Source organism: Amycolatopsis sp. NPDC104587 (assembly GCF_055583645.1).
Genome location: NZ_JBVJNO010000016.1, coordinates 80059 through 103472, shown reverse-complemented (window position 1 = coordinate 103472; position 23414 = coordinate 80059). Strand labels below are relative to the sequence as shown.

27 protein-coding genes are annotated in these 23414 nt (G+C 70.9%); 14 read left to right on the top strand and 13 right to left on the bottom strand.

Annotation, left to right across the window (positions count from 1 at the left end):
• Positions 1 to 27 precede the first annotated feature (27 nt).
• Entirely contained in the window at positions 28 to 597 is a 570-nt protein-coding gene (locus ACZ61C_RS39175; RefSeq protein WP_465312981.1) for an RsiG family protein, read from the top strand.
• Positions 594 to 1529 (top strand): asparaginase, encoded by a 936-nt coding sequence (locus ACZ61C_RS39170; RefSeq protein WP_465312980.1) that lies wholly within the window; start codon positions 594 to 596, stop codon positions 1527 to 1529. The genes ACZ61C_RS39175 and ACZ61C_RS39170 overlap by 4 nt, the downstream gene beginning before the upstream one ends.
• On the opposite strand, the gene ACZ61C_RS39165 is transcribed toward ACZ61C_RS39170, so the two are convergent.
• Positions 1526 to 2422 carry a DUF8083 family protein gene (locus ACZ61C_RS39165; protein ID WP_465312979.1) on the bottom strand — a complete coding sequence of 299 codons (897 nt, stop codon included), beginning with the start codon at positions 2420 to 2422 and terminating at the stop codon, positions 1526 to 1528. The two genes, ACZ61C_RS39170 and ACZ61C_RS39165, sit on opposite strands and share 4 nt — an antisense overlap.
• 207 nt (positions 2423 to 2629) lie before the next feature.
• Here ACZ61C_RS39165 and ACZ61C_RS39160 point away from each other — a divergent pair, with 207 nt between their 5' ends.
• The 3 genes from ACZ61C_RS39160 (at position 2630) to ACZ61C_RS39150 (ending at position 4912) form a co-directional block, all read left to right on the top strand.
• The gene (locus tag ACZ61C_RS39160; protein WP_465312978.1) at positions 2630 to 2818 is read left to right on the top strand and encodes a DUF3073 domain-containing protein; all 189 of its coding nucleotides are present in this window, start codon (positions 2630 to 2632) and stop codon (positions 2816 to 2818) included.
• Positions 2819 to 2931: 113 nt separating this feature from the next.
• Positions 2932 to 3786 carry a 3-hydroxybutyryl-CoA dehydrogenase gene (locus tag ACZ61C_RS39155; RefSeq protein WP_465312977.1) on the top strand — a complete coding sequence of 285 codons (855 nt, stop codon included), beginning with the start codon at positions 2932 to 2934 and terminating at the stop codon, positions 3784 to 3786.
• A 307-nt stretch (positions 3787 to 4093) separates the two neighbouring features.
• Complete coding sequence (locus ACZ61C_RS39150) at positions 4094 to 4912, top strand: alpha/beta fold hydrolase (protein ID WP_465312976.1); 819 nt, start codon at positions 4094 to 4096, stop codon at positions 4910 to 4912.
• Here the strand turns inward: ACZ61C_RS39150 and ACZ61C_RS39145 are convergent.
• The 5 genes from ACZ61C_RS39145 to ACZ61C_RS39125 are packed head-to-tail and all read right to left on the bottom strand — an operon-like array spanning position 4894 to position 9364.
• Positions 4894 to 5739 (bottom strand): ECF transporter S component, encoded by an 846-nt coding sequence (locus ACZ61C_RS39145; RefSeq protein ID WP_465312975.1) that lies wholly within the window; start codon positions 5737 to 5739, stop codon positions 4894 to 4896. The two genes, ACZ61C_RS39150 and ACZ61C_RS39145, sit on opposite strands and share 19 nt — an antisense overlap.
• Complete coding sequence (locus tag ACZ61C_RS39140; RefSeq protein ID WP_465312974.1) at positions 5736 to 6044, bottom strand: hypothetical protein; 309 nt, start codon at positions 6042 to 6044, stop codon at positions 5736 to 5738. Before ACZ61C_RS39140 ends, ACZ61C_RS39145 begins: the two co-directional genes overlap by 4 nt.
• Positions 6041 to 7651 carry an ABC transporter ATP-binding protein gene (locus ACZ61C_RS39135; RefSeq protein ID WP_465312973.1) on the bottom strand — a complete coding sequence of 537 codons (1611 nt, stop codon included), beginning with the start codon at positions 7649 to 7651 and terminating at the stop codon, positions 6041 to 6043. The genes ACZ61C_RS39140 and ACZ61C_RS39135 overlap by 4 nt, the downstream gene beginning before the upstream one ends.
• Positions 7648 to 8745: a CbiQ family ECF transporter T component gene (locus ACZ61C_RS39130; RefSeq protein ID WP_465312972.1), complete on the bottom strand. Its 1098-nt coding sequence runs from the start codon at positions 8743 to 8745 to the stop codon at positions 7648 to 7650. The genes ACZ61C_RS39135 and ACZ61C_RS39130 overlap by 4 nt, the downstream gene beginning before the upstream one ends.
• Positions 8735 to 9364, bottom strand: a complete 630-nt coding sequence (locus ACZ61C_RS39125) for a hypothetical protein (RefSeq protein WP_465312971.1) — start codon at positions 9362 to 9364, stop codon at positions 8735 to 8737. Before ACZ61C_RS39125 ends, ACZ61C_RS39130 begins: the two co-directional genes overlap by 11 nt.
• A gap of 66 nt (positions 9365 to 9430) precedes the next feature.
• On the opposite strand from ACZ61C_RS39125, the gene ACZ61C_RS39120 reads away from it, so the two are divergent.
• From ACZ61C_RS39120 to ACZ61C_RS39110, 3 genes are all read left to right on the top strand, one after another.
• Positions 9431 to 10336: a Gfo/Idh/MocA family protein gene (locus tag ACZ61C_RS39120; protein ID WP_465312970.1), complete on the top strand. Its 906-nt coding sequence runs from the start codon at positions 9431 to 9433 to the stop codon at positions 10334 to 10336.
• A gap of 267 nt (positions 10337 to 10603) precedes the next feature.
• The gene (locus tag ACZ61C_RS39115; RefSeq protein ID WP_465312969.1) at positions 10604 to 11260 is read left to right on the top strand and encodes a VanZ family protein; all 657 of its coding nucleotides are present in this window, start codon (positions 10604 to 10606) and stop codon (positions 11258 to 11260) included.
• A 181-nt stretch (positions 11261 to 11441) separates the two neighbouring features.
• Positions 11442 to 12176 carry a GNAT family N-acetyltransferase gene (locus ACZ61C_RS39110; protein ID WP_465312968.1) on the top strand — a complete coding sequence of 245 codons (735 nt, stop codon included), beginning with the start codon at positions 11442 to 11444 and terminating at the stop codon, positions 12174 to 12176.
• On the opposite strand, the gene arfB is transcribed toward ACZ61C_RS39110, so the two are convergent.
• From arfB to ACZ61C_RS39080, 6 genes are all read right to left on the bottom strand, one after another.
• A complete protein-coding gene (gene arfB / locus ACZ61C_RS39105) occupies positions 12173 to 12589 on the bottom strand; it encodes an alternative ribosome rescue aminoacyl-tRNA hydrolase ArfB (RefSeq protein ID WP_465313125.1) in 417 nt (138 codons plus the stop codon). The two genes, ACZ61C_RS39110 and arfB, sit on opposite strands and share 4 nt — an antisense overlap.
• A gap of 48 nt (positions 12590 to 12637) precedes the next feature.
• Positions 12638 to 13708: a phosphoribosylformylglycinamidine cyclo-ligase gene (purM, locus tag ACZ61C_RS39100; RefSeq protein ID WP_465312967.1), complete on the bottom strand. Its 1071-nt coding sequence runs from the start codon at positions 13706 to 13708 to the stop codon at positions 12638 to 12640.
• Between the two features lie 40 nt (positions 13709 to 13748).
• Positions 13749 to 15275: an amidophosphoribosyltransferase gene (purF, locus tag ACZ61C_RS39095; protein ID WP_465312966.1), complete on the bottom strand. Its 1527-nt coding sequence runs from the start codon at positions 15273 to 15275 to the stop codon at positions 13749 to 13751.
• A gap of 118 nt (positions 15276 to 15393) precedes the next feature.
• Entirely contained in the window at positions 15394 to 15699 is a 306-nt protein-coding gene (locus ACZ61C_RS39090; protein WP_465312965.1) for a hypothetical protein, read from the bottom strand.
• On the bottom strand, positions 15686 to 15925 hold the full coding sequence (locus ACZ61C_RS39085; RefSeq protein ID WP_364522306.1) for a DUF397 domain-containing protein: 240 nt from the start codon (positions 15923 to 15925) through the stop codon (positions 15686 to 15688). Before ACZ61C_RS39085 ends, ACZ61C_RS39090 begins: the two co-directional genes overlap by 14 nt.
• A 197-nt stretch (positions 15926 to 16122) precedes the next feature.
• Positions 16123 to 17001: a helix-turn-helix domain-containing protein gene (locus ACZ61C_RS39080; RefSeq protein ID WP_465312964.1), complete on the bottom strand. Its 879-nt coding sequence runs from the start codon at positions 16999 to 17001 to the stop codon at positions 16123 to 16125.
• 200 nt (positions 17002 to 17201) lie between these two features.
• Between ACZ61C_RS39080 and ACZ61C_RS39075 the strand changes: the two genes are divergently transcribed.
• Positions 17202 to 17999 carry an SAM-dependent methyltransferase gene (locus ACZ61C_RS39075; RefSeq protein WP_465313124.1) on the top strand — a complete coding sequence of 266 codons (798 nt, stop codon included), beginning with the start codon at positions 17202 to 17204 and terminating at the stop codon, positions 17997 to 17999.
• Here the strand turns inward: ACZ61C_RS39075 and ACZ61C_RS39070 are convergent, their stop codons facing one another.
• On the bottom strand, positions 18000 to 18380 hold the full coding sequence (locus ACZ61C_RS39070) for a sterol carrier family protein (RefSeq protein ID WP_465312963.1): 381 nt from the start codon (positions 18378 to 18380) through the stop codon (positions 18000 to 18002).
• Positions 18381 to 18441: 61 nt separating this feature from the next.
• Here ACZ61C_RS39070 and ACZ61C_RS39065 point away from each other — a divergent pair, with 61 nt between their 5' ends.
• The 5 genes from ACZ61C_RS39065 to ACZ61C_RS39045 all read left to right on the top strand — a co-directional run bounded on the left by ACZ61C_RS39065 (position 18442) and on the right by ACZ61C_RS39045 (position 23376).
• Positions 18442 to 19131 (top strand): type VII secretion system-associated protein, encoded by a 690-nt coding sequence (locus ACZ61C_RS39065; RefSeq protein WP_465312962.1) that lies wholly within the window; start codon positions 18442 to 18444, stop codon positions 19129 to 19131.
• 98 nt (positions 19132 to 19229) lie between these two features.
• Entirely contained in the window at positions 19230 to 20033 is an 804-nt protein-coding gene (locus ACZ61C_RS39060; RefSeq protein ID WP_465312961.1) for a lysozyme, read from the top strand.
• Between the two features lie 287 nt (positions 20034 to 20320).
• Complete coding sequence (locus tag ACZ61C_RS39055; RefSeq protein WP_465312960.1) at positions 20321 to 21190, top strand: lysozyme; 870 nt, start codon at positions 20321 to 20323, stop codon at positions 21188 to 21190.
• A gap of 175 nt (positions 21191 to 21365) precedes the next feature.
• On the top strand, positions 21366 to 22295 hold the full coding sequence (locus tag ACZ61C_RS39050; RefSeq protein WP_465312959.1) for a hypothetical protein: 930 nt from the start codon (positions 21366 to 21368) through the stop codon (positions 22293 to 22295).
• Between the two features lie 4 nt (positions 22296 to 22299).
• A complete protein-coding gene (locus ACZ61C_RS39045) occupies positions 22300 to 23376 on the top strand; it encodes a pentapeptide repeat-containing protein (protein ID WP_465312958.1) in 1077 nt (358 codons plus the stop codon).
• Positions 23377 to 23414: the final 38 nt, after the last annotated feature.

The following is a 23414-nucleotide window of genomic DNA, read 5'->3' as shown; positions in this document are numbered from 1 at the left end:
TCACCCTCAACCGGGATAAACTGCGCTGTGATCGAAGTGCGGCCCGGCGGCAGGCGGCGGATCGACCGCGTGCTCGGCCCGGGGTACCTCAGCGGCCTGGGTGAACTGCCGCTGAAGGTGCTGCGCGAGCGGCGCGACGAAGCCGCGCAGGAAGAGACGGACCTGTCTTACCTGCGCCGGCTCCTGCACGCCCGGATCGACATCGTGCGCGCGGAGCAGGCTCGGCGCAGCTCCGGCGGCGAAGACAGCATCGTCGACCAGCTCGCCACGATCCTGGCCGACAACGCGCTCGGTCCGGCGGCCGGCTCCGGACGTCACCAGCAGCTCGAACCCTCCCGCGCCGGCGAGCACCGGCGCCACGCCGAGGCCCTGATCGGCGACACCGACCTGACCGACGTCGGGTCCCTCTCGGACGAGAAGCTCGCCTCCGCTTTGGACACCTACGCCCGCGAAGAGCTGTCGGTGTCGTCCTTCCGGCGTGAGGTCCAAGGCGTGATGGACACCTTCAACGCGGAGATCGCGAAGCGCTACCAGCAGGGTTCGGCCACTGTGGACGAGCTGCTGGAGAGCGAAGGCGGACGCGGCGAGGCTCAGTGACCAACCCCGTCCTCGCCGAAGTCGTCCGATCCGGTTTTGTGGAAAGCGTCCACCGCGGCGCGCTCGTGGTGACCGGCCCCGAAGGCGACGTCCGGATGGCGCTCGGCGACGTCACTTCGCCAGTCTTCCCGCGCTCGTCGAACAAGCCGCTGCAGGCGGTCGGCATGCTGCGGGCCGGGCTCGGCTTCACCGGCGAGGACCTCGCGCTGGCATGCGCGTCGCACTCCGGCGAGCCCGGGCACGTCAAGCGGGTCCTCGAACTGCTCGAGGCCGCGGGCCTGCACGAAGACGACCTCGCCTGCCCGCCCGACTTCCCGCTGCACGTGCCGAGCATGCGCGACGCCGCCGAGCCGCGGCGCGTGATGATGAACTGCTCCGGCAAGCACACCGGGATGCTGACCACCTGCGTCCGCGCAGGCTGGCCGACCGCGGGCTACGAGGCGCCGGACCACCCGCTGCAGCAGGCGATCGCCGTCGCCGTCACCGACCTGACCGGCGAGCCGATCGCGCACACCGGCGTCGACGGCTGTGGCGCCCCGCTCTTCGCGTTTTCCCTGACGGCGCTGGCGCGCGCGTTCGGCCGGGTCGCGAGCGCGACCGACGGACCCGAGTGGACGGTCGCGTCCGCGATGCGCGCGCACCCGTGGCTGGTCGCCGGCACCGGGCGCGAAGACACCGAGCTGATGTCCGCCGTGGACGGTCTCGTCGCGAAGGGCGGCGCCGAGGGGGTCCAGGCGTTCGCCCTCCCGGACGGGTTCGCGGTGGCGATCAAGATCGACGACGGCGCGAAGCGGACCTGCGCGCCCCTGGCCGTCGAAGCGCTCCGGTACCTCGGCGTCGACGTCTCGGACCTCACCGAGCTGGCGCGCGGTTCGGTGCTCGGCGGCGGCCGCCCGGTCGGCGAGCTCCGGGTGCCGGAGCTGCGCGGTTAGTTCGAGCGTTCGCGGGCGGCCAGGTCGCCCCAGAACTCCCGCAGGTCGGAGAACAGTTCGGCGAGCTCCTCGACGTTGCCCGAGCGCAGCGCGTCCAGGATGTCGTGCACCTCTTCGGCGGTGTTGTCGGCTTCGAGGATGGAATCGGTGAACAGCTGCACCAGCCCGCCGTAGTCGAGCTCGACCACGGAGTCCGCGTGGAAGTTGTCCAGCCACCGCCGCGTCTCGAACAGCACGCGTCCCGGCCCGGAGTCGCCGAACGTCTGTTCCAGCAGCTCACCGGCTTCGCGCGCCCGGTGCTGGGCGTCGGCCAGGGTGGTCCGCCAGGACATCTCGCGCTCGGGATCGTCGCGGCCACGGCCGAGCACGAGCCGCCGCTCTTCGGGGTCGACCAGGACGAACCACGGCAGCGGGACGGTCCACGTCGTGGAGAGCGTGTGCGCCGCCGAGGTGCTCAGGTCCGCCATCGCCGACTTCGTCCGGGCGCGGATCGTCTCCTGGGTGAACCCGCCCTCGTCGAGGACGACGTTCTTCAGCGCGGGGTGCGCGTCGCCCAGGAAGGTGACGAGCGCGGCGGCCGAGCGGGCCCGCAGTTCCAGCGGGCACACGAACGGGCCACTGCCCGCCTTGCCCTCCGGCACGTCCTGGGGGTCGAGCACCAGGACGTCGGTCAGCAGGCTCGGCGCCGGCCGCCCGTCGGCGAGCTCGGCGGGCAGCAGCCGGCGCGGCGCGGCGACCTGTGACTTGAGCCACATGGCTTGCTCGCGAGCGCCCGCTTCGGTCCGCCGCAGCTTGGCCGCCGCGACGGCCGCGCGCAGCCGTTCGTCCGGCTGGTCGCCCAGGGCGAGCAGGGGTTCGTACACCCGTAGGTAGGCCACGAAGGGACGGAGCACCAGTAGATCGTGGCACGTCTACCTGCGCCGATCGCCACCGACCGGCCGGTAACCGGTGTCCGGCGGACACTGTCACGACCAGCACACCGTGCCACGTCGCATCGAACCCCCCGGACACGGTACGGTGTGAGCAGGAAAGAATTGTCGAGACGATGCGGGGCCGCCGATTCCCCCGGCCGCCCCGCCCCTGTGCGAGGGGGTCGAGCCATGGGGCGCGGCCGGGCTAAGGCCAAGCAGACGAAGGTGGCGCGCGAGCTCAAGTACAGCTCGCACGAGACCGACTTCGATGCTTTGCAGCGCGAGCTGTCGAGTGGTTCCTCGAGTGGTCATTACGAGGAGCCGGACAGCGATGATCAAGACCCGTACGACGACGGGTACGACGAGTACCGTCGTTGAGCACGCGTAACCGCGCGAGGGCGTAGCCGGGCACAACTCGGTGACCGCCCTCGCGCGCTGCGTGCTGCCCTCGAACAGGGTGCGGGCTGCGAAGCGGACGAAGGAGTGAGCCGGTGGTAAGTCGGGTTGGAGTCGTCGGAGCGGGACTGATGGGGTCCGGCATCGCCGAGGTGCACGCACGGTCCGGGTTGGACGTCGTGGTCACCGAGGTGAACCAGCCGGCGCTCGACGCGGGCCAGGCCCGCATCGAGAAGTCTCTGCAACGCGGCGTCAAGAACGGCAAGATCTCCTCCGAAGACGCCGACGCGGCGCGGAGCCGCCTCCGCTTCACCACGGACATCGCCGAGTTCGCCGACCGCGAACTGGTCATCGAGGCGATCCTCGAGCAGGAGCAGGCGAAGGTCGACGTCTTCCGCCAGCTCGACAAGATCGTCGAGGCCGAGGACGCGCTGTTCGCGTCCAACACGTCGTCGATCCCGATCATGAAGCTGGGCATGGCGACGAGCCGGCCGCAGCAGGTGGTCGGCATCCACTTCTTCAACCCGGTCCCGGTGCTGCCGCTGGTGGAGCTGGTGCCCTCGCTGCTAACGAGCGAGGAGACCGCCCGCCGCGCGGAAGAGCACGCGACGACAGCCTTGGGCAAGACCGTGGTCCGCTCGCAGGACCGCGCCGGGTTCATCGTGAACTCGCTGCTGGTGCCGTACCTGCTCTCGGCGATCCGGATGATCGAGTCGGGCTTCGCCTCGGCCGAGGACATCGACCGCGGCATGGAGCTGGGCACCGCCCACCCGATGGGCCCGCTGCGCCTGTCCGATCTCATCGGGCTGGACACGATCAAGGCCATCGCGGACTCGATGTACGCGGAGTTTAAGGAGCCGCTGTACTCGTCCCCGCCGTTGCTGCTGCGCATGGTGGACGCGGGCCTGCTGGGCAAGAAGACCGGCCGGGGTTTCTACTCCTACAGCTGATCGACGTTAGTCGCCGCCCGACCAACTTTTGGTGGTCCGGGCGGCGACTTTGTCGTCTTGGGCGGGAGCGGGTGGGCTCGCTTCACTGTCAGGTATGCCTGAGTTGAGCCGTCGTACCGCCCTGGCCGCCGCCGGTCTCGGAGTCGTGACGCCCGCGCTGGCCGCCACGCCCGCCGCCGCCTTGCCTGCCGCGGGACGCGCTGGTGCCGCCTCGCCTGCCGCTGCCGCGGGGCGCGCGGCAGCCGCTGGTGCCGCCGCAGCTGCCGAAGCCGACTCGCCCGTCGCGGGGCGGCCGTCGCGCGGTCGCGTGACCACGTTCGTCTTTGCCGCCGGCGCCAACGGTGTCTCGGCCGCGCCGAACGAGCTGGTTCTGCGCGGCCATCGCGGAGTCGGCGTCGACCAGCCCGGCCAGCAGTTCCGCCGCTCCTACCAGGCGCCGCAGGATCTCGCGGCGTTCGCGACGGAGCCGTCGGCGCTGGCCGGCGTCACGGTCGCCGACCAGGTGGCGGCCACCGTCGAGACGGTCCGCCGCGCGGCCGCGCACGGCCCGGTCGTGCTGGTGGGCGCGAGCATCGGCGGCGCGATGATCAGCCTGGTCGCGAACGCCGTCCCGCATCTGATCGACCTTCTCGTGTACGACACGGCGTTCTGCTGCATCGACCTCGCGACCCCGGACGAGTACATGGCCACCCCCGAGGCGTCGACGTCCCGGGTCGGCGACCTCCTCGGCTTCCTCGCCGCCGACCCGGCGGTGATCGGCGCGGTCCGGTTCAACTGGCGCCTCGCGGACCCGAAGCTGCTCGCGGCGGCGAAAGCGGCGTTCCTCGCAGACGCGACGGACGCCGAGTTCTACGCGTTCCTCAACACGATGGCGCCAGACGACCTACTCACCAAGGGCGCAACCCCGTCCCGCGGCGACCGCGCGCGGTGGGGCCGCGTGCCGCGGGTGTACGTCCGGCACCTGCGGGACCGGATCGTCCCGCTCCCGTTGCAGGACCGCATGATCCGCGAGGCCGACGCGGCCACGCCGGGCAACCGCTTCCGCGTGTTCGACCTCGACACGAGCCACGTCCCGGACGCGCGCAAGCTCGCCGAGCTGGTCGCGATCTACGACAAGCTGGCCTGATCGAACTCGGCGGGCGCGTCGAAGGCCGCCCGCCGAGCCGCCCGGCGCAGGACCGTCAGGACGGCCGGCCCCAGCAGCAGGATCGCCACGGCGTTGGTGATGGCGCGGCCGGTGTCCCAGCCGAGGGTCGACGTCAGCACGGTGAAGACGGCGAACCGGTGCAGGTTGTCCAGCAGCGGCGCGCCGGGCACGAACCCGAGCCCCGCGTGCGAGCCGCTGAACGACGAGCCGGCCAGGAACGGCCACGTCCACAGGCTCATGAGGAGCCCGAAGAAGTAGGCCGCGACAACGCCGTACACCACCAGCACGGCGATCTCCGCCTTGCCGCGGGGTCGCTTCGGCAGCAAGCCGGCCCCGAGCCCGATCAGCGAGGAAGCGAGCATCTGGAACGGCAGCCACGGCCCGACCCCGGCGGTGAGCAGCGCCGAGGTGAACATCGACGTCGAGCCGAGCACGAACCCGAACCCCGGCCCGAACACCCGCCCCGCGAGCACGAGCAGGAAGAACACCAGCTCGATACCCCCGGTCCCGGCCCCGAGCGGCCGAAGCCCGGCGTTGACGGCCGACAGCACGCCGAGCAGCGCGAGCGCTTTGGCGTCGATGCCGCCGCGTGACAGCTCGGCCAGCACGACCAGGATCAGGACGGGCAGGGTCGCCATGAAGACGAACGGCGCGTCCGCGGTGTGCGCGGCGCCGCTGGGCCGCGGGTGCGCGAAGAGCGGCCAGCAGAACATGGCGATGCCGAGCAGGCTGGCGACCCCGAGGACCAACGCGGGCCGAAGGGTAAGCCGAACCGCCCGCGGCGGTGGGCCGAGGAAGCCGGTCACGCCGGACCACCGGACCAGGGCAGCACGACGAAGCCGGTCAAGCCGGAGCCGCGCAGCACGGCGGAACCGGGCACGCCGAACCCGCGCAGCACACCGGAATCGGCCACGCTGGACCCGCGCAGCACGCAGGAACCGGCCACGCCGAACCCGCGCAGCTCAACAGAGCCGGCCACGCCGAACCCGCGCAGCTCAACAGAGCCGGCCACGCCGAACCCGCGCAGCTCAACAGAGCCGGCCACGCCGAACCCGCGCAGCACAACAGAGCTGGCCACGCCGGACCCGCGCAGCACCACAAACCCGCTCATGCCAGCGCCTCGGCTACTTCGTCCACCGTCAGCCACTGCTCCGGCGACAAGATCTTCGCCACCTGTGGCGCGAACGCCGGTGAGGCGACGATGACCTCCTTCGTCGGGCCGTCGGCCACCACCTCGCCGTCGGCCAGGACCGCCACTCGGTGGGCCACCGTGGCCACGAACTCGACGTCGTGGGTGGCCAGCACCACCGCGTGACCCTGCGAGGCAAGCTCGCGCAGGGTCGCCGCGAAGCGCCGTTTTGCGTGGTAGTCGAGGCCGCGTGTGGGCTCGTCGAGGAGCACGACCGGTGGGGCCGCCGCCAGCTGGACGGCCAGCACCAGCGCCAGTCGCTGCCCTTCGGACAGGTCACCGGGGTGCGCTTCACCGGTGATCCCGGGGGCGAGCCGGTCCAGCAGCGCCCGGGCCGTTCCCGCCGGGACCTCGGATTCGGTGTCGGCCTGTACGCACTCGGCGTCGACCGAATCGAGGTACAGCAGGTCGGCCGGGGTCTGCGGAACCAGTCCGACGCGCCGACGGGCCACTCGTGGCTTGAGCGTCGCAGGATCCGCTCCGCCGACGTCGACCTTCCCCGCCAACCTCGGCCCGCTGCCCTGCACCGCCCAGAGAAGCGACGACTTGCCGGAGCCGTTGCGTCCCATCAGCGCGACAATCTCCCCCTGCCCGACGCGCAGGTCGACCCCGCGCACCGCCAGGACATCTCCGTATCGGACCACCACCCCTCTCACGTCCAGTGCTTGACCGGTCACCGAGAGAGTAGAACCCACCACCGACAATTTCTGACGGCGTGACGCCAGCCGCGTCCGCAACGGCCCCGCGACCCGCCGCGCGTCCCGCACCGAAAGCGGCAGCGGCGACCACCCAGCCAGCCGGCCCAGCTCCGCGATCGGCGGCGCGATCTCCGACGTCGCCAGGATTTCCGCCGGCGGCCCGGACCGCACCGAGCCGTCGCCCGGCAGGTACAGCAGCCGGTCGGCGTACTGCGCGACGCGCTCCATCCGGTGTTCCGCGACGACCACCGTCGTCCCGAGGTCGTGCACCAGCCGCGTGATCACCGCCAGCACGTCCTCGGCGGCGGTCGGGTCCAGTGCGGACGTCGGCTCGTCGAGCACCACCACGCGCGGGTGCGCCGTCAGCACCGAGCCGATTGCGACGCGCTGCTGCTGCCCGCCCGAAAGCGTCCGAAGTGGACGGTTGCGCAGCTCCGCGATCCCCAGCAGGTCCAGGGTTTCCTCGACCCGCTTGCGCATGACATCCGGCGCGACCGCGAGCTGCTCCATCGCGTAGGCGAGCTCTTCCTCGACGGTGTCGGTCACGAACCCGGCCAGCGGGTCCTGCCCGACGACTCCGACGACCGAAGCCAGCTCCCGCGGCGGGTACACCGACGTGTCCATCCCGTCGACCAGCACGCGCCCGGCCAGCCGCCCGCCGGTGAAGTGCGGAACGAGCCCGTTGATCGCACCAAGGAATGTCGACTTGCCGACACCGGTGGGCCCGGCGACCAGGCAGAGCTCCCCCTCCTCGACCGTCAGCGAGACGTCGGCCAGCACCGGCCGCGCGGCGTCCGGATAGGTCACCGTGACCTGCGAAAACTCGATCACCGGCCCACCTCCGACGAAGACGAAGACGACGACAACGAAGGCCGCGGTGGCGCGACGAACGCCGGCAGCACCGCGACCAGCAGCGACAACGCGTGCACCACCGACACTTCGGGCCAGCGCAACGGGCTCAACGACGGGTAGAGGTTCTCCGGATCAACACGCGAAGTCACGAACAGCAGCACACACGCTCCTACCCCGGCCAGCACGACCAGCGTCTCCGGCCACCGCCACGGATCCGGCCGGTACGCCGTCCGCCGCACCCGCTTCCCGCCGACGACAAACCCTGCCACGGCGACGGCGAGCCCGGCCGCCAGCAGGGGCACGCCGAGCCACGTCGACGTCCCGTCGAGCACCCCGTAGACGCCGACGCACACCCCGACCAGCCCGAACAGGACACAGGACGCGATCAGCACCCGCACGCCGCGGCTCAGGTACGCCCGGCGGCCGTACCCGCGGGAGTCCATCGCGGCCGCCAGCCGCAGCGACCGGTCCATCGCGTCTTCCAGCACCGGGACCACGATGCCCTTGACCGCCCGCAGCCCGCGAGCCCGGCCCGCCCGCAGCCGCCGGGCCCGCCGCACGCGCTGCACGCTCTCGACCAGCTGTGGCGCCACGGTCAGCGCGACCGTCACGGCCGTGCCCACCTCGTACAGCGCCCCGGGCACGGCCTTGAGCAGGCGTTTCGGGTTCGCCAGGGCGTTCGCCGCGCCGACGCAGATCACCATCGTCGCCAGCCGCAGGCCGTCGTAGAACCCGCCGAGCAGCTCCTCCGCCGACGTCGACCCGAGCAGCGACACCCCGGCCGCGAACGCCGGCAGCGGAATCCGCGGCAGCGTGAACAGCACGTACCCGCCGTCCTCACCGCCGATCAGGATCCGGAACAGCACGCGCGACACGACGATCAGCGCGCCGACGTACGCGTACAGCCGGAACGCCAGCGCCCAAGGCGCGTCACTCCGCCGGTTCGCGACGACGAACCCGGCGACGGCGATGACCAGCCCCAGCAGCAGCGGGTTCGTCGTCCGGCTGGCCGCGATGGCCAGCGCGAGCGCCCAGACCCACCAGGCGCCCGGGTGCAGCGCCCTACTGCGCACGCCGCCGTCGCGCCACGACGACGCCCGCGCCCCCGACCACCACGATCACCACGGCCCCGATCACCACACCCCACGGGAACGAACTGCCCTGGTCAGCGGGTGCGGGAGCCGGCGACGCCGCCTGCCGGACCGGCGCCACACGCGGCGGCGCGGGCAGGTCGTTGGCCGTCTTCGGCTTCGCGTACGCCCAGCCTTCGAAGCCGTTCGGCGCCGGCTTCGAGGTCTGGGCGCCTTCCTGGCTGGACGTCCAGGCGCCGCCCGGCGCCGCGTGCCAGTAGCTCCAGTAGGCCGTCGCCGACGGCATGCCCGCGCAGGACTCGACGTCGGGGCCCGGCTTGCCGTTGATCCGGCAGGCCACGGCGAGGCCGTACTTCTGCGAGCCGGCGACGTCGATCCCGGCGTCCTGCAGGGCGGCGATGCCGGTCGCGGGTGTCCCCGGCGCGCAGCGGACCAGGGGCTGGGGGCCCAGGTCGCCGAAGTCGACGATCACCGTGACCCCGCCGCCGTCCGGGCACGAGCCGTCGGAGTCCGCCGCCGACGCGGGCGCGGCGCCCACCAGAGCGGCGCCCAGCAGCAGGGCACAGGCGGCGGAGAAACGGGCGAAGCGCGCGGCGATCATGCTGGCACCTTAGCCAGTGGAAGACGCGGTTCCGGCGCGACGAGGGACACACCTAGACTGCGGCGCGTGGGACAGCTCATCGCGGACGGACAGCTGCGCGTCGGCCTGATCGGCGCCGGGCCCTGGGCGGCGACGGTGCACGCGCCCGGCCTGGCCGACCACCCCGGCACCGCGCTGACCGCGGTCTGGGCCCGGCGGCCGGAGGCGGCGCAAGCGCTTGCGGAGACGCACTGCGCGGCCACCGCCGGCAGCGTCGAGGAGCTGTTCGAGCAGGTGGACGCGGTGGCGCTCGCCGTGCCACCCGCGATCCAGGCCGAGCTGGGCGTGCGCGCGGCCGAGGCCGGGAAGCACCTGATCCTCGAGAAGCCGATCGCCGCCGACCTCGCCGGCGCGCAGCGGCTGGCCGACGCGGTCGCTGCCGCCGACGTCGCCGCGCTCGTCGTGCTGACCCTGCGGTATTCGGCGCAGACCCAGGAGTGGCTCGCCGGCCTCGCGCAGGCGGGCGGCTGGGCCGGCGGCGGCGCGCGCTGGCTGTCCGGCGCCCTGCTCGGCGGCCAGTACGCGGCTTCGGAGTGGCGGCAGGACGACGGCGGCGCGCTGTACGACATCGGCCCGCACGCGCTCGACATGCTGGACGCCGCGCTCGGCCCGATCACGCAGGTCGTGGCGGCGCGGCGGAGCCCCGGCGACCTCTGGCACCTGATGCTGGCGCACGAAGACGGCGTGGTCAGCACGGCGACGCTCTCGCTGCGGCTGCCGGTGCAGCCGACCGTCGTCGAGGTCGCCGTCTGGGGTCAGCACGGCTACCGGACACTCGGGCGCAAACCGGGCTCGGCACAGGAGTCCTACACCGCCCTGCTCGACGACTTCGCGGCGATGATCGCCAGCGGCACCACGGCGCACCCCTGCGACGTCCGGCGTGGTCTGCACCTGCAGAACCTGCTCGAGCAGGCCCGCGAGCTCGCCGAGTAGTACACAGGCCTCCTCGCCGGATTCACGTTGTGAAGTAAGGCTTCTTCACAAACTCCCCGAATTCATCCACAGGGTTGTCCACAGCATCCACTGTGGACAGTGCGCCTACCGACCGAACCACGGAAAGCCCCGTCGCGCCACCGCAAAGATCACCGAATAGTGCGGCCCGCTCGGACTGCCGAGACGATCTTGTGATGCGAAGGTGATCTTGGGAGGGCTGTTTTCATCGCGCATCGAAGATCTTGAGGGGTTCGAGAAGGGAGGCGCATGGAAGCCCTGCTGCGCGCCTTCTGGGGGATGATTCCGGTTTCGGCCATCGCGCTGCCGTACGCGCTGCTCGGCTGGCCACTGCTCGCCGCCCGGCGCCGCCGAAGACTTCCGGCCCGCTACGCGACCGCGACGGCCGGCGTCGACAGCGCCGTCCTGCTCGTCGCGTTCCTGGTGTTTTGCCTGGTCATCATGCCGGTCGGCAACTCGCACGCGAGCACGCTCGACCTGGTGCCCGGCGCCGACATCACCGCCGCCTTCGCCGACGACGGGTCGCTCTGGCAGGTGATCGGCAACGTCCTGCTGCTGGCGCCGCTCGGCGCGCTGCTCCCGCTGCGGATGCGCCGGCTGCGCACGCTGGCCAAGGTCGCGCTGGCCGCCCTGGCCGCGTCGCTACTGGTGGAAGGTACGCAATATCTGATCCACACGGGCCGGGTGACCTCCACCGACGACGTCCTGCTCAACACCGCGGGCGCAACGCTCGGCGCCGCGCTGAGCCGGCGCGGCTGGCGGGCGCTGGACCTGCCACCACCGGTGCCGGTGGCCGTCCCGGCCCAGCGGCGGCGGATCTGCGAGTCCCCGACGCTCACCCTGCGCGTTCCGCGTTCGGTGTGGGACACGCGCTACGCGGCCATCGCGCACCCGGACCGGCAGTAAACCGGTTGCGGGCCCTGCGACACTGGCCCGGAAGAGCCCCTTCGAGTCAAGGAATGACCGCCTATGCCTGGCGCCGCTCCCGGCGTCGGCCCGCGCTAGGCCCGACGCCCAGCGTCCACCCCGCCGGTCCCGTTCCGGGCCGCGGTTCCTTGACACGCTCTCGAAAGGCTCCAACCCAGCAATGTCTGCCATCCAGACCTATGTCCGCAAAACGGCGCCCCGCGGCCGGGACACCGAGCGGGTCGGCCCGTTCCTGGCCACCTACTCGGTGGGCACCGACCACCCGATGCTCAACTACGCGATCCCGGACGACGGCGCGCGGCCGACGGCGGCCGAGATCGACGCGCTGACCGGGGCCTACCGGCGGCGGGACCTGCTCCCGCGGCTGGAGTACTTCACCGAAATCGCCCCCGACCTGGAGAAACTGCTCCTCGACGCGGGGTACGAGCTCGAACGGCGGGTGCCGCTGATGACGTGCGCTCCTGCCGAGCGGGTCGACAAGCCGGTCCCCGCGGGGATCCGGCTGCGCGCACCGGAGTCCGACGAGGACTTCCGGCGCATGCGGTCGGCGCAGAACATGGCATTCGGCGAACCCGCGGAAGTCGGCGACGACGAGATCGAGCAGGCGAAGACCAGCGGGCGGCACCTCCTCGCGGAGGACGGCGGCGTGGTCGTCGGCGGCGGGGTCGCGCTCGAAATCGTCGACGGCACCACCGAGATCGCCGGAATCGGCGTGCTCGAGGCGTACCGCGGCCGCGGCATCGCCGCCGCGCTCACCGCCCGGCTCACCCGCGACGCCCACGAAGCCGGCGCGCACACGGCGTTCCTCACCCCCGGTGACCTGGGGATCGGGAGCATCTACGCCCGGGTCGGCTATCGGCCGGCGGGTGAGTGTGTGCACCTGTCCTTGAGCTAGTCGTCGAAGCGGCCGGAGCGGCCTCGTTTCACGTCGCTCCGGCGCTTCTTCGACGCCAGGCGACGCTCCTTCGAACCGCGAGACGGCTTCGTGGGGCGTCGCTTGGCGGGCGGCGGGGCCGACGCGTCGAGCAGCAAGTTCGTCAGCCGGCCTCGCGCGGCTTCGCGGTTCTGCAGCTGGGAGCGGTGTTCGCTGGCCGCGATCGTCAGGACGCCGTCGACCAGGCGTGGGCCGAGCCCGGCCAGCACGCGGTCACGCAGGTGGTCGGGGATCGACGGCGACGCGGCGACGTCAAAGGACAGCTCCACGCGCGAGTCCGTGGTGTTCACGCCCTGCCCGCCCGGGCCGGACGAGCGCGAAAAGCGCTCGCTCAACTCGGCTCCCGGGATCGTGAACCGGGAGCCGACCACCACGTCTTCGGCTGCCACCCGATCAGTGTGACAGCCGTGAGCAAGAGCGTTTCAGAACCGCGGGTGGTCGCCCGAAAGCAGCGCACGCGGGCCGTCGACGTCGTCGGCGGGCTGGACGTCGCCCAGCACCCACGCCGGGACGTGCCGCGCGGTGAGCATGGCCAGCGCCCGGTCGACGTCCTCGGGGCCGACGATCGCGACCATGCCGACGCCCATGTTGAACGTCTTCTCCAGCTCGGCGCGCTCGACCTTGCCGCGCTGGCCGATCAGGGCGAACACCGCCGACGGCGTCCAGGTGCCGCGGTCGAGCCGGGCGACCAGGCCGCGCGGCATGACGCGGGCGAGGTTGGCCTCCAGGCCGCCGCCCGTGATGTGCGCGAACGTCCGGACCTCGGTCTCCGCGGCCAGCGCGAGGCAGTCCTTCGCGTAGATCCGCGTCGGCTCCAGCAGCTCCTCGCCGAGGGTGCGGTCGAACTCCTCGACGTGCCCCTCGAGCGGCATCCGGGCGATGTCCAGCAGCACGTGCCGGGCCAGGGAGTACCCGTTCGAGTGAAGTCCGGACGAGCCGAGCGCCAGCACGACGTCACCCGGACGGACCTTTTCCGGCGAAAGCAGCGCGGACGCCTCGACCACGCCGACCCCGGTGGCCGACATGTCGTAGTCGTGTTCGCCCATCAGGCCGGGGTGCTCGGCCGTCTCGCCGCCGAGCAGCGCGCAACCCGCCCGCACGCAGCCCTCGGCGATGCCGCCGACCAGCGCCGCGATCTTCTCCGGGTGCACCTTGCCGACCGCGATGTAGTCCTGCAGGAACAGCGGCTCTGCGCCGGTCACGACCAGGTCGTCGACCACCATCGCGACCAGGTCGATGCCGACGGTGTCGTGCTTGTCCAGCGCCTGCGCGACGGCGAGCTTCGTGCCGACGCCGTCGGTCGACGACGCGAGCACCGGTTCCTTCCACTTGTCGAGCCTCAGCGAGAAGAGCCCGGCGAAGCCGCCGACGCCGCCCATCACCTCGGGACGCGTCGCCCGTGCGGCGTGGGGCTTGAGCAGCTCGACGGCTTGGTCGCCGGCGTCGATGCTGACGCCGGCGGCGGCATACGTGGCGCTCGTGGACTCGCTCACGGCTGAAGGACTCCCAACTGGAAGGACTGGCCCGGACGGGCTAGGGACGCCGGATGGCGTCTTCGGCACCGTACCCGGCCGCGCTGACCGGCTTCGCCGCGCCATTGACCGCGTCGAGGCTTTCCAGCAGGTGCTTCCCGATCAGCGCGTCTTCCGGCAGCGGGATCGGGTACTCGCCGGAGAAGCACGCCGTGCACAGCCGCGACTTCGGCTGCTCCGCGGCCGCGACCAGGCCGTCCAGCGAGATGTAGCCCAGGGAGTCGGCGCCGATCGAGCGGCGGATGCCGTCGAGGTCGACGCCGTTCGCGACCAGCTCGGCCCGCGAGGCGAAGTCGATGCCGTAGAAGCACGGCCAGCGCACCGGCGGCGACGCGATCCGGACGTGCACCTCGAGCGCGCCGGCCTCGCGCAGCATCCGGACGAGCGCGCGCTGGGTGTTGCCGCGGACGATCGAGTCGTCCACCACGACCAGGCGCTTGCCGCGGATGACGTCGCGCAGCGGGTTCAGCTTCAGCCGGATGCCGAGCTGGCGGATGGTCTGCGACGGCTGGATGAACGTGCGCCCGACGTAGGCGTTCTTCACCAGGCCGGTGCCGTACGGGATGCCCGAGCCCTGCGCGTAACCGATCGCGGCGGGGGTGCCGGACTCCGGCACCGGCATGACGAGGTCGGCTTCGACCGGCTGCTCGGTGGCGAGCCGGCGGCCGATCTCGACGCGGGTGGCGTGCACACCGCGGCCGGCGATCGTGGTGTCGGGGCGGGCGAGGTAGACGTACTCGAAGACACAGCCCTTGGGGTCCGGGTTCGCGAACCGGGAGGAGCGCAGGCCTTCGGCGTCGATGGCGATGAGCTCGCCCGGCTCGACTTCACGCACGAAGGACGCGCCGACGATGTCGAGGCCCGCGGTCTCGCTGGAGACGACCCAGCCGCGTTCGAGCCGGCCGAGCACCAGCGGGTGCACGCCGTGCGGGTCGCGCGCCGCGTACAGCGTGTTTTCGTCGGAGAACACCAGGCAGAACGCGCCCTGGAGGGTGGGCAGCAGCTCCATGGCGGCGGCTTCGATGCCCTTGTCCGCGGCGTTCGCGGCGAGCAGCCCGCAGATGAGGTCCGAGTCGCTGGACGAGCCGGTCAGGCCCGCGTGCGGCTTGAGCCCGGCGGCGATCGTGCGCTCGCGCAGCTCCGCCGTGTTGACGAGGTTGCCGTTGTGCGCGAAGGAAAGGCCGCTGCCGGTCTCGGTCGTGCGGAAGATCGGCTGGGCGTTCTCCCAGACGGTGGCGCCGGTCGTCGAGTACCGGCAGTGCCCGACGGCGATGTGCCCCTGCAGCGACTGCAGGATCTGCTCGTCGAACACCTGGCTGACCAGGCCGAGGTCCTTGAAGACCACGATCTGCGAGCCGTCGGAGACGGAGATGCCGGCGGCCTCCTGCCCACGGTGCTGCAGAGCGTAGAGGCCGTAGTAGGTCAGCTTGGCGACTTCTTCCCCGGGAGCCCAGACGCCGAAGACGCCACACTCCTCGCGGGGTTCCGGGTCGGGCTGGTCGGACACGAGCTGCGGGTCGGAAACCACCGAGGTGCTCCCAGGAAGACGTGGTCAGGCCGATTTCAGTGTAGACGGTCCGGACATGAGTCAGGCCCCGCCCGGAGTGGTTCCGACCACTTCGGACAGGGCCTGCAGACAGTGCTGACTAACACGCGTCCGGCAACGAGAGGATCTCCGTGAGCACCTGGGCTCCTTCACCGCTGCGGCGCCACAGCCAGCGCTCCGGTTCGAAGATGTTGTCTTCGGTGCCGGGCATCCGGGTCGCCACCACGTCGTCCTCGGCGTTGAGCCGGACGACGTCCACCACGTCGTCGTGCACCCGCACACCGACGACGGCGAGGACCTCGCCGCGCTCGTCGGCGGGGTGGACGAACTGGTAGCCGCGAGCCACCAGCTCCTGCAGGCCGGTCTCGATGTCGAAGACGGGGGCGACGGCCTCAGCCGAGGACATCGTCGAACTCACCGTCCTTGGCGCCCGCGAGGAACGCCGCCATCTCGGCGCGGGTGTAGACGAGCGCCGGGCCGGTCGGGAAGCGCGAGTTGCGCATCGCGATCTCGCCGCTGGACAGCGGGGCGACCTCGACGCAGTTGCCGACCGAACCGCTGTAGCTCGCCTTGCGCCACGCGGCTCCGGACAGCCGGTCGGCCGGGATGCCGTTTTCGAATCGCTCAGCCATGGGTCCCACCTCTCCATGCGGAAGATTTCAAGGCGATGCATCTGCATGTGCATTTGCCCGCGTGACGAACGCTAGCACGTGTTCTTGCAACGGTAAATGCACGTGCAGAATTTTGTGCACAGTAACTCTATAGAGTGAACGTCACCGGATCAATGAACAGTGAAAACTACGCCACGTGACCGGTCTGACCAGTGATCTTAGATCTCTTGGCGACGCTTCGAGATCCACTCACGGCTGCGCTCGGGAGTGGCCGCGTCGACCGCCAGCATGTCCAGCCGCCGGCTGTACTTTTCGATCTCTTCGCGCTTCTCGACGTAGTGCGCGCCGGTGAGGTACTCGATGTAAGCGATGTTGGGCAGTTCCGGCTCACCGAACCGCAGCAGCGAAAACGCGTGCTCGGCCGACAGCCCGCTGCGCTCGTACGGCAGGACCTGCACGGAGACGTTCGGCAGCGCGCTCATCTCGAGCAGGTACTCGAGCTGCTGCTTCAGCACGCGCGTTCCGCCGATGGGCCGGTGCAGCACGGACTCGTCGAGCACCATCCACACGCGCGGGGCGTCCGGCCTGCTGAACATCTTCTGGCGCCGCATCCGCAGTGCGACCAGCTGGTCGACGCTCTCGTCCGCCATCTCCGAGCGGCCGTGACTGAAGATCGCCCGGGCGTACGGCTCGATCTGCAGCAGTCCCGAGACGTACAGCGGCTCCCAGATCTGGATCCGCGCGGCCGCCTCCTCCAAGCCGACCAGGTCGGTGAACCAGTTCGGCATGGTGTCGCCGAACCGCCGCCACCAGCCGGGCTCGTTCGACTGCTTGACCATGTCGAGGAAGCTCTGGCGCTCGCCTTCGTCCTCGACGCCGTACATCGTCAGCAGGTCGGTGACATCGCGTTCCTTGAAACCGACCCGGCCCAGCTCGAGCCGGCTGATCTTCGACTCGGAGCCGCGGATGTTGTACCCGGCCTGCTGCCGGGTGATGCCGGCCTCTTCACGGAGCCGCCGAAGCTGGGAGCCCAGGATCATCCGGCGCGCCGTGGGGCCGATGTTCTGTTCGCCTGCGGACGCGTTCACCGCGTTCATTCCCGGACCTTCCGCGCTCACGTCACCAGGGGGTTCTAGCCCGACTACCGAAAGTACACGTTGGGCCGTCCTGCGCAAAGAGGTGACCCGGTTTACCGCATGCGTGTGTAGTCCTACTCTACGTAGAGTACGAGACTTTCGACACAGAACTTGCGAGGTTCAAGATGCCCGACGCCGCGACCCGGACCGAACGAGTTCCCGTGGGGGTCGACCCGACCCGAGCGAGCATCGCGCGTGTCTACGACGCTTTCCTGCTCGGGAAGGACAACTACGAGATCGACCGCGAGGTCCTGGGGCAGGTGCAGAAGGCCGCTCCGGAGGCACAGGACCTCGCCTTCGAAAACCGCGGTTTCCTGATCCGGGCGTGCCGGTTCCTCGCCGGCCAGACGGGCATCACCCAGTTCCTGGACCTGGGATCCGGCCTCCCGACGGCGGAGAACACGCACCAGGTCGTCCAGCGCATCCACCCCGAGGCCACGGTCGTCTACGTCGACAACGACCCCGTGGTCCTGGCGCACGGCCGCGCGTTGCTCGAGGAGAACGAGCACACCCACTTCGTCGCCGAAGACATCTTCGAGCCGCAGCGGATCATCGAGAACGAGGTCGTGCGCGAGCACATCGACTTCACGCAGCCGCTGGTGCTGCTGCAGATGGGCACGCTGCACCACTTCAAGGGCGACAAGGACCGGCCGAAGGAGATCATGAAGGAGTACGTCGACGCGCTGCCGTCCGGCTCCTTCGTCGGGCTCAGCCACTTCTTCGACCCCGAGAACGAAGACTCCGAAACCGCACGCCGCATGGAGGACTTCTTCGTGCACAGCCCGATGGGCTCCGGCACGTTCCGGACGCAGCAGGAGATCGAAGAGCTGTTCCCCGGCCTCGAAATGGTCGACCCCGGCGTGACGCTGTGCGCCGACTGGTGGCCGGACGGCCCGCGGCTCAAGGAGCTCAACGTCGCCCAGCGGACGATCGCCGGCGGCGTCGGCCGCAAGCCGTAGCTAGACGCGGACGATCGGCAGCCACTGCGCAAGGTCGGCCCGGGTGCCCGAAGCGGACACCCGGCCGCCGGCCACCGCAGTGGTCCAGTCCAACCGGCCGGTGGCGAGCTCGAGCCACGTGCGCGGGTCGGTCTCGATGACGTTCGGCGGCGTGCCGCGGGTGTGCCGCGGCCCGGCCACGCACTGCACCGCGGCGAACGGCGGCACGCGCACCTCGACCGTCCGCCCCGGAGCGTCGGCCGCGAGCGCGCGGAGACTCAGCCGGACCGCGGCGGCCAGATCGGGCCGCGCCGGGTCGGGCGCATCGCCCTGCAGCCACGGGGAAATCGCCAGCACCGCCGCACGTAACTGTCCGGGGTCGACCGAACGCGAAGAGGCCATGGGCAAACAGTAGAGTGGCGCACCAAGAGTTTTCAGGCACACCCGAGAACGTGGGGATGAGATGGCGCAGCGGGACGAGGCAGATCGGATGGTTTCGCAGCAGCCCACCGGAAGCGGGGCCGACCACCCCGGCAAGCACAGCCGCGCGGCGCGGCGCGGCGGCCGTCAGGCGCGGCGGTCCGGCAAGCACGGCACACCCGAGATCACGGCGGAGATGCGCGAGAACGCCCGCGCCAACCCGAACAGCTGGCTCTACGTCATCGACGAGGCCTTCGACCCGAACGGCCCGGTCCCGTCGTGGGCGGTCGTCGGGGCGTACCCGGTGAACGGCGCGGGCGACGTCGTCGCGGACTTCCACCCCAACGACCGCTACCGGCCCTCGCCCAAGGCGCTCGGTTTCCCGGAGCCGTCGAACGACCTCGAGCACGCGCTGCAGCTCGTCCGCACCGAGCACCGCCCGGCGTCGGACCTGCCGAAGATCGTCCTCGACGCGACGCTGTTCGTCTACGCGATGTCGCCGGTGCAGCGGACCGTGATCGGCTTCCACAACACCGACGGCCGGGTGATGGTGCCCGCGTACACGCGCAAGACGCTCGTCCCGCGCGAGTGGCCGCACGCCCGCGCGGTGCTCGGCCGCGACATGGTCGGGCTGCTCGGCGGCCACCCGGTCGCGATCAACCCGCACGACCTGATCACGGCCGTGGTGCCGGCGGAGCACCTCGTGAAGGCCCTCGCCGAAGAGATGCGCTGACCTGCGGGTACCACCCCATCGAGTGATCATCGATTCGCCGGATCGGCGACACCGGTGCATCGTGAGGCTGAAGGAAACTCACGGGACCGGTGGGGAGCATGAGGGTGAAACGTCGTTCGCTGCCGCCCGTCGTCCTGGCCGTGGGCCTGCTCTTCGCCGGGCAGGCCCCGGCGACAGCTGACGACGTCTACGCCGGGGCCGAAGAGCACTTCGCCGGTTCGCAGATCGCCAGAGTCGAAGGCGTCGAAGCGGTGCCTGGCGTCCTGTACGCGACCGAAGACCAGCAGCTCGGCCACGACGTCAGCGGGCACCAGGGCCCGGTCGACTGGTCCGGCGCCGCGGGGTCGGGCGCGAAGTTCGTCTACGTCAAGGCAACCGAAGGCACCGGCTTCGTCAACCCGCAGTTCGCCCAGCAGTACAACGGTTCCTACAACGCGGGCCTGATCCGCGGCGCCTACCACTTCGCCCGCCCGGACATCTCCGACGGCGCGTCCCAGGCCCGCTACTTCCTGGCCCACGGCGGCGGCTGGTCGGCGGACGGCCGGACCCTGCCGGGCGCGCTCGACGCGGAGTACAACCCGTACGGCGAAACCTGCTACGGCAAGGACGCGGCCGGAATGGTCCGCTGGCTCAGCGACTTCTCCGAGACCTACCGCGCGACCACCGGCCGGTACCCGACGATCTACACGTCGACGAGCTGGTGGAAGCGCTGCACGGCGAACAACGGCGGCTTCGGCGGAAACCCGCTGTGGATCGCCCGCTACAACACGTTCGTCGGCGAGCTCCCGGCCGGCTGGGCGGTGCACACGATCTGGCAGTTCGCCGACCGCGGCACCCTGCCGGGCGACCAGAACTGGTTCAACGGCTCGGCCGACCGGTTGCGGGCGCTCGCCCTCGGCTGACGGCGGGCGCGCATCGAGCGGCCACTTCGGACCCACCGCCGCGGCGCGCCGGCGTTTTGAGCACCGCCCGATCGCGGGTTCCCACGCTCGGCCGAACGGCGCAGCATCCCGGTAATAGGTGTTAACCAGTCACCAATTGAAGATCGTCTTCCCGGGAAAATCACCCACACGTATACCCAATTTCACGGAACTGAGTGACAAACGCCACTTCGTCCTTAACAATCGTGCACGGGCGGCTACCTGCAGTAAGCCGCCCTCCGCGAGGGTATCCGTGAAGGGATTCAACGATGTCCATTCCCCGAAGAGGGCGGCTGTTCGCTGCCCTCGTCGTCCCGGCCACGCTGCTCCTGCTCGGCAGCACGGCCCAGGCGACGACCTTTTCCCCCGAAGTCGACCCCGTGTCCGCGATCAACGCGGACATCGCTCAGCACAACCACGAACTGGGGTCGCAGATCCGGCGCGTCGAAGGGGACACGTCGACGCCGGACTCGCAGAAGGCGGCGCAGCAGCCGCAGCCCGGCCAGGCCATCCCCGGCCAGGTGCTGGCCACCGTCGCCGGCATCGACGTCGCCAGCTACCAGGGCAACGTCAACTGGGCGACCTACTGGAACCAGGGCAAGCGGTTCGTCTGGACCAAGGCCACGGAGAGCACCAGCTACACCAACCCGTACTTCGCGCAGCAGTACAACGGCTCCTTCAACCAGGGCTTCATCCGCGGCGCCTACCACTTCGCGACCCCGAACACCGCGAGTGGCGCGGCGCAGGCCCGGTACTTCGTCGCCCACGGCGGCGGCTGGTCGAAGGACGGCAAGACCCTGCCGGGCGCGCTCGACATGGAGTACAACCCGTACGGCGCGACCTGCTACGGCCTGAGCAAGGCGGGGATGACGTCGTGGATCCTCGACTTCCACGACACCTACCACTCCCTGACCGGCCGATACCCGGTGATCTACACGTCGCAGAGCTGGTGGAGCCAGTGCGTCAGCGGTGACTTCTCCAGCACGGCCCCGCTGTGGGTCGCGCGGTACGCGTCGTCGGTCGGCACCCTGCCCTACAACTGGGGCTTCTACACCGTTTGGCAGTACACCTCGAGCCCGCTCGACCAGGACACCTTCAACGGTGCCTACGACCGGCTCCAGGCCCTCGCCAACGGCTGACCCGCACCGCCCCCCGGCTCCCGGATCGTGACGACTTCGCGTCGGCTCGGCCGGGAGCCGGTTTCATGCCGTACCGTCCGAGCTTGCAGAATGCTGCGCACACGTCTGGGGGAACCGCACGGGGCTGCCGGACGTCGGAAGCGCACGAACAGCCAGCGCCCGGAAGGCACGAAAGATGACGTACCCGCCTCAGCCGGGCCAGCCCGGTCAGCCCGATCCGTACGGGCAGCAGCCGCAGTCCGGCGGCTTCCAGCAGCAGCCGTACCCGCAGCAGGGCGGGTGGGACCCCAACCAGCAGCAGCCCTACCCGACGCAGCAGTACCCGCAGGGCTGGGACCCGAGCCAGCAGCAGGGGTATCCGTCGGGCGGGTTCCCGGCGAGCCCGCAGCCGCAGTGGGGCGACCCCAACACCCAGCAGCAGTGGGGTGACCCGAATGCGCAGCAGCAGCCGGCGTGGGCGGACCCGAACGCGCAGCAGTACGGCCAGCAGGCCTGGGACCCGAACCAGGGTGGCCAGATGTCGGGCTGGGACCCGGCGACCGGCGGTTACTCGCAGGGCTTCGGCGGGCCGCCGGCGCCGCCGAAGAAGAGCAAGACCGGGATGTGGATCGCCGTCGGCGCCACCGTGGTGGTCGTGCTGGCGGCGCTGGGTGTGACCGGTTTTGTCGCGCCGGGGTTCTTCCTGTCGAAGGACGACAACACGAACGTCGCGGCCCCGCCGGCGTCGAGCACGTCCGCGAAGCCGACGGCGCCGAAGACGACCCCGAAGAAGACGACGACGTCGGCGTCCAAGCCGCCGACCGGTGGGGACGGCAGCTCGGACGCCAAGGCGGTGCTGCAGAGCTTCATCGACAAGCTGAACGCGGACGACAAGACCGGCGCGATCGCGCTGGGCTGCGCCGACTCGAAGGAACTGCTCGACTCGTGGCTCGACACGTTCCTCAAGCCGCCGCTGAAGCTGCAGCTCGGTGCGGTGCCGGACGACGAGTTCCTGGTCGAGGGCCCGGTCACCGGGACGTCCGCGGGCAAGAACGTCAAGGGCACGCTGAGCGCGACGAACTTCGACGACAAGGGTTTCTGCATCAGCACCATGCTGGTTTCCTGAGCGGGTGAAGCTGTGGCGATCACCGCTGGCGTGGACGTTCTTCGCGTCGCTGGTGCTGTTGCTGGGGGTCGGCGGCTGGCTGCTGACCGACCCCGCCACCAGCCGCAGTGACGCGCTGAAGACGGGCGGCCTGGCAGGCGGCGCGATCGTGGCGCTGTACGCGCTGTGGCTGAACGACCGGCGCCGCCGCGTCGAAGAACGGCGTCAGGACATCGAGCGCCGGCGGCACGAACTGGAGTCGCAGCGCGCGGAGCAGGACCGCGAGCGCGTCGCAGACGAGCGGTTCGCAAAAGCGGTCGAGCTGCTCGGGCACGACGCCGACCAGGTGCGGGTGGGGGCGTTGCACGCGCTGGCGGGACTGGCGCGGAGCCGGCCGGAGTACACGCAGACGGTGCTGGACGTGCTGTGCTCGTACCTGCGACGGCCGTTCACCCGTCCGTCCGCCGCGGCCGATGCCGGCGCCGACCCGGAACCGGAGCGCGAGCTGACGGTCCGGCTCACGGCGCAGCGGCTGGTCGCCGACCTGCTGCCCCCGCGAGACGACGACGCTCCGGCGTACGACCTGGACCTGACCGGCGCGTCGCTGGAGTACTTCGACCTTTCCGGCAAGCTCGTCGGCGGCCTCCTGCTGCGGTACGCGTCCTTGCACAGCAGCACGAACCTCAGCGGCAGCCGCTTCACCGGCCGGGTGTACCTCACCGCGGCGGGCACCGGCTCGGGCCGGCTGCTGGGCTACTTCCGCTGCCGCGGCGCGGTGTTCGAAAGCCACGCCTGGTTCAGCGGAACGACTTTCGCCGAGGACGCCGAGTTCACGGACACGACGTTCGCCGGGAAGACGACGTTCAAGGACGCGAAGTTCCGGAAGGACGCCGTGTTCACCGGCGTGGTCGCCTCGTGCGAGCTCGACCTGCGGCGGACCGGCTTCGAGGGCCAGACCGACCTGCGGTTCGCCACGCTGCCGGAGTCGGTCTCGCTGTACAACACCCGCGTTCGATCCGAAAAGGACGTTCGCCTGCCGGCAGGCTGGAAGCTGGAGGAACTGCGCGACGGCGAGTCACGGATCGTCGCCGAGCTCGGCTGAGCCCACGAGGCGAAGACGGCGGGTTCCGCCGCCTTCGC